At 63.1% G+C, this 5,308-nt stretch carries 3 protein-coding genes and 1 pseudogene; 3 read left to right on the top strand and 1 reads right to left on the bottom strand.

Annotated elements, in window-relative coordinates; all coding sequences use genetic code 11:
* From EN932_RS38120 to EN932_RS28235, 3 genes and pseudogenes are all read left to right on the top strand, one after another.
* Window positions 1–1,481 (top strand): annotated as a pseudogene (locus EN932_RS38120) (hypothetical protein); the annotation flags it as partial.
* 104 nt (window positions 1,482–1,585) lie between these two features.
* Entirely contained in the window at window positions 1,586–3,424 is a 1,839-nt protein-coding gene (locus EN932_RS28240; protein ID WP_127368233.1) for a type I secretion system permease/ATPase, read from the top strand.
* Between the two features lie 13 nt (window positions 3,425–3,437).
* Window positions 3,438–4,769, top strand: a complete 1,332-nt coding sequence (locus EN932_RS28235; protein WP_127368232.1) for an HlyD family type I secretion periplasmic adaptor subunit — start codon at window positions 3,438–3,440, stop codon at window positions 4,767–4,769.
* A 21-nt stretch (window positions 4,770–4,790) separates the two neighbouring features.
* Here EN932_RS28235 and EN932_RS28230 read toward each other — a convergent pair.
* Window positions 4,791–5,308 (bottom strand): sulfite exporter TauE/SafE family protein (locus tag EN932_RS28230; RefSeq protein WP_164890651.1); only part of this gene is annotated, 518 nt, incomplete at its 5' end.

Raw genomic sequence — 5,308 nt, 5'->3', positions numbered from 1 at the left:
ACCTCAACGGTCTGATCAACGTGGTGGCAACGGTGACGGTGACGGACGGCGACGCCGACGTCGTGTCGCAGCAAAGCACGAGTTCGGGGCTGTCGCTGATCTTCGACGACACCGATCCGACGATCACGGCACCATTCGACGCTGATCCCATTGCTGGCGGCATCCAAAGCCCCGAGCATCTGGGCAACGCGGTGGGCCAGACGGCCAGCGGGACCTTCGGTTACGACATGGTGGACAAGCACACGGCCGCGGAATATTTGGCGGGTGCCAGCGACTTCGTCGATACCAATAATACCCTCGCAGGTGTGCAGATCAACTTGACGGGTACGGTTGACAACGCGCAGACCCCCGGCATCACCCAAGCGGTCGCAACCCTCACCACTGAGACCGATCTATCTGCGACGTTCAACTTCTCATTCCACTACGACAAGGATCCGATCACGGCTGGTGTGCAGGACGCTACGGCGGGCGGCACTCTTTTCTTCGACAAGATTGCCGACACCTACACTTTCACCCTGACCGACGCGGTCGAGGGGTTCAGCTTCGACGTGTTGCACACCAGCGAGTTGGTGAATAAGGCACCGACCGGCAACACGGGACACCCGCTGATCGTTGCGGAGCAACTGACGCCGAACGGCGATCCGGATCCGTTCTTCGTGCAGTTCACCGCAAACTCGACGACCAACTCCATCAAGTTCGGCTTTAACTCGACCGGCGACGGAGCGACCGTTGGTGACACCACGTTCAACAACGGCGGTGCCACCCACGACATGATCACCAACCTCCACGAAGACTGGGTGTCTGCAACCCAGGCCACCAACGGTGTCGCTGGAGATACAATCCAGAAGGGTGAAGCTCTGACCTTGCGGTTCTTCGAACAGAACATTCTGACGGACGTGAACCCGAAGGCTCCCGATGGTGGCACTGAGCGGCTGGACCCGACCGCGAGCGCCAGCGGCGTCGTCATCAAGTTCGACGGCGTCGGCAACAGTGAAGACCTGGTCCTGATCCTCGACCTGAAGGATGCCAACGGGAACGAGGTGACGAGGGCGGTCAACGTGCAGAACTCGGACCTGATCAAGGGGAACGCCAATATCCCCTCCCCGTACAGCACCGAGTTCACGCTCGATAACAACGATGCGCTGCTTATCCTCGAACAGAACGACTACACGGTCGCTGGCGAGACATACCAGATACAGGGCATCCAGATCATGCAGAGCGCCAACGGGTTGACGGGCACCGCCATCAACCTGAACGGGGGCATCGGAGCCAGTGGCGGCAGCAATGCCACCAGCGGCCTGACAGCTTGGGACCCGACCGATAACGATGTCCTGAAGATCGTGGACATCGGGTTTGTGCAGCAGACCAGTGGGACATTCAACGCCAACCTCGACTTCAGCTTCGCTTTGGCTGACGCGGACGGCGATCCGACTGCAACGCAGCACATCCCGGTGACCGTCAGCAACGACTACATCGTCTAGCACTGAGCCAAGGGGAGGCAGTTAGCGCTGCCTCCCTCCCCCTGTGGACACAATCGCGTGCCTCGCGCGCCTGTTGCAACCCGCACGCCGAGCAGAGACATAACATGGCCAAACCAGCTAACTCACGTCCCTCTGCCCTGCAGGTGGTGATGAAAGAGGCCAGACGCGCCATCCGGCCGCTCGTCTGGTTCAGCGCCGGGATCAACGTGCTGATGCTGACCGGGGCGCTGTACATGCTCCAAGTCTACCACCGCGTGCTGGGCAGTCACAGCACGGAGACACTGGTCGCCTTGACGTTGATCGCGGCCACGGCGCTCGCGACAATGGCGGCACTGGAAGTGGTGCGCCAGCGCCTGCTGGCCAAAGTCGGAACGTGGATGAACGCGCGGTTAGCGCCGGTTCTCCTGACCGCATCGGTAGAGTACGCCGCCGCGGCGCCCGGCCAGGTTACCACCCGCGCGCTACGCGACCTGGATCAGGTGCGGAATTTCTTCACAAGCCCGAGCATCTACCCGATCCTGGACGCGCCTTGGGCGCCGATCTTCTTCGCCGCCATCTTCCTCATGCACCCCTGGTTGGGCTGGCTGGCATTGTGCGGTGGGATTGTATTGCTGGCACTGGCGATCCTGAACGAGTACATGACACGCAAGCCGCTGACGGAAGCCGGCAGCGCACAGGTCCGGGCTTACACACAGGCTGACGCCGTGATCCGGAACGCCGAGGTCGTGCAGTCCATGGGCATGTTGAAGCCCCTGCTCGAAATTTGGAAAGTCCACCAGGACGAGGCGAACGACGGACAATCCCGCGCCAGCAGCCGGGGCGGCACCATCTCGGCCATCGCGCGCTCCTTCCGTCAGGCCCTCCAGATGGCCATCCTCGGCCTCGGCGCTTATCTTGTACTGCGGAACGAGGCTTCAGGCGGCATCATGATCGCCGCTTCCATCCTGATGGGCCGCGCGTTGGCCCCGGTCGAACAGGCGATCAGCACGTGGAAGGCGACCGTAGGGGCCCGCGCCGCCTACAAACGCCTGGTTGCAGTCGCCGGTCAGTACCAGGAGGCCACACCGGCCTTGCCGTTGCCGCGCCCGAAAGGCAGGTTTGAGGCCGACAACATCGGACTCGCCCGGCAGGGCGGCGGCGAGCCGATTCTGAAAGGAATCAACTTCCACCTCAACCCCGGGGAAGTGATGGCGTTGATCGGTCCGAGCGCGGCCGGCAAGACAAGCCTGGCGCGCGTGCTGGCCGGCGCCTGGCGCCCATCCGCAGGCCGTGCGTTGCTCGACGGCATGGACGTCGCCCAATGGGCGTCGGAGGACCGGGGCCGCCACGTCGGCTACCTGCCGCAAGACATCGAGCTCTTCGCCGGCACCGTCTCGGAAAACATCTGCCGCTTCGCCACTCTCAATCCAACGGTCTTCAACAGCGTGATCAAGGCCGCGCAGCTGGCCGGAGTCCACGAACTGATCAAGGGACTGCCGAAGGGTTACGCCACCGAGATCGGCGAATCCGGCGCCGTCCTGTCAGGCGGGCAGCGCCAGCGCATCGGGTTGGCGCGGGCACTCTACGGCGACCCGGCACTCCTTATCCTCGACGAGCCCAATTCCAACCTCGACAAGGAGGGCGAAGACGCGCTGGCCGCCGCCATCGGCATCGCCAAGGCGACGAAAACGACCGTCATCCTGATCGCACACCGCCCTAACATCATGGAGAAGGTCGACAAGGTGTTGGTCATCAACCGTGGCCAGCAAGACCTGTTCGGTTCACGTGACTATGTCTTCAACGAACTCGCCGCGCGCATCCGCCAGGTGAGCCAGATACCTGTGAGTCACGCGCCAGAAATCTCCGCCGCCGTGATCGGCGTCGGCAACGGGCCAAGCCCCTCTTCAAAGCGTCCGTCGCGTCAAAGTGCATTGAGCACGACCGAAGTGGCGAACCAGGCATGAAACGAGGACAGATATGAGCGTCGTGCTGTTACCCACCCCGCCACCCTCTCTGCTGAAACCGCTGCCCTTGCGCCTGACAGGCGTGACCTGCACCGGCTTCGCGATCATGTTCCTGTTCTTCGGCGTGGCCGGGGGCTGGGCGGCTCTGGCGCCGTTGGACAGCGCCGCTGTGGCGCCGGGCGTTATCAAGGTCGCCGGCGACCGCAAGCTGATCCAGCACCTCGAGGGCGGCATCATTGCGGAGTTGAACGCCGCCAACGGGGATATCGTCAAGGCGGGCAAGATCCTCGTCCGGCTCGACGACACGCAGGCAAAAGCGCAGCTCGACCTGATCCAGAACCGGATAGCAACGCGTGAGGCGCTGGCCGCGCGTCTCAGGGCCGAGCGTGACGGCAGGGCCGAGATCGAGTTTGATCCGGCGTTGCTTGCAAACCCCGCCGCCGCCGCAAAGGACGCGGTGGCCGCACAGCGTGACGTGTTCGCTGCGAAGCACCACAATCTGGCGGACGAGCGGGAAATCCTCAGCCAGCGCCGCCACCAGACCGAGGAGGAGATAAAGGGACTGGAAGAGCTTATCGTCACCAAGGACAAACAGATCGAGGCAATCGAGGGTGAAAGCAAAGACCTTGAGGGGCTGCTCAAGAAAGGGCTGACCACCCGCGAACGGAACCTGTTGCTCAGACGCCAACAGCGGGAGATCGAGGGGGAGCGCGCCACCAATGTCGCGGCAATCGCCCGTGCCGGAAGCGCAATGGCCGAGATCGACATGCAGATCCTGAACCTCAACACAGTGCGTCTGAACGAGGCCGTCGACGAGTTGAGCAAGGTCGAGGCGGAATTGTTTGACCTCGGACAGCAGGAGCGTTCCGCCAGGGACGTGCTGAGCCGTACCAACGTCGTCGCGCCCGTTGACGGCATCGTCATGGAGCTGAAGGTCCATACGGCGGGCGGTGTCGTGAAACCCGGTGAGACATTGATGACGATCGTACCGCTCGGACAACAACTCGTGGTCGAGGCCATGGTCAAGCCGGAGGATGTCGAGACGATCACACCCGGACAGCCCGCGCGCGTCAGCTTCCCGGCCTTCGCCCGCTACAACCTGCCGCCGCTCGAGGGTGTCGTGGAGATCGTGTCGGCTGACCGCATGGTTGAGGAACGAAGCGGCGCACCGTATTTCGCCGCGACGGTTCTGATCGACAAAAGCGAACTCGGCAAGCTGGAGGGCCGCAAGCTGCTGCCCGGCATGTCGAGCGAGACGATGATCCGGACGGGGGCTCGCACCGTTCTCTCTTATCTCGCCGAGCCGATCACGCAGAACTTCCGCCGGGCGATGCGGGAAAAATAGCCGTACGCCGCCCAGCGAAATTCAAGACAGCAGCATTCGCCCGGCCGTGATCGCCAGGAAGAATGCAAAGGCAAGTTTCAGGTAGCGCGGATTGAGCGCGTGGGCGAGCCTTGCGCCCAAGGGTGCGAACAGGAAGCTCACGGGCGCTATGATGGCAACCGCCGGCAGGCTGACGTAACCCAGGCTGAGCGGAGGCCTGCCTGCAATTGCGAGACCCGACCAGATGAAGCCGGCCACTGCCGGAAGCGCGATAAGCAGGCCAAGCGCCGACGATGTGCCGACGGCCCGGTGCACCGGAAAGGAAAAGCTGGAAAGCGTCGGCACCGAGAGCGTGCCGCCGCCAATTCCCATGAGCGAAGAGACAAAGCCGATCACAGAAGCGATCGCACGGTTGATCCAGCCGCTCTGCGGCAAGTGATCGGAGATCACGAGGTGCTTCGGCAACGCCATGTTGAGGGCCACCAGCAGGCCGACGACGCCGAAAACCAGCCGCAAGCCGGCGCCCGGGATGAACTTCGACGTGATGCCACCGATCAGGG

This window comes from Mesorhizobium sp. M7A.F.Ca.US.002.01.1.1 (assembly GCF_004022955.1).
Lineage (GTDB): Bacteria > Pseudomonadota > Alphaproteobacteria > Rhizobiales > Rhizobiaceae > Mesorhizobium > Mesorhizobium ciceri.
Note: the sequence above shows the minus strand (reverse complement) of the source record. Positions and strands in the feature narration are given on the sequence as shown.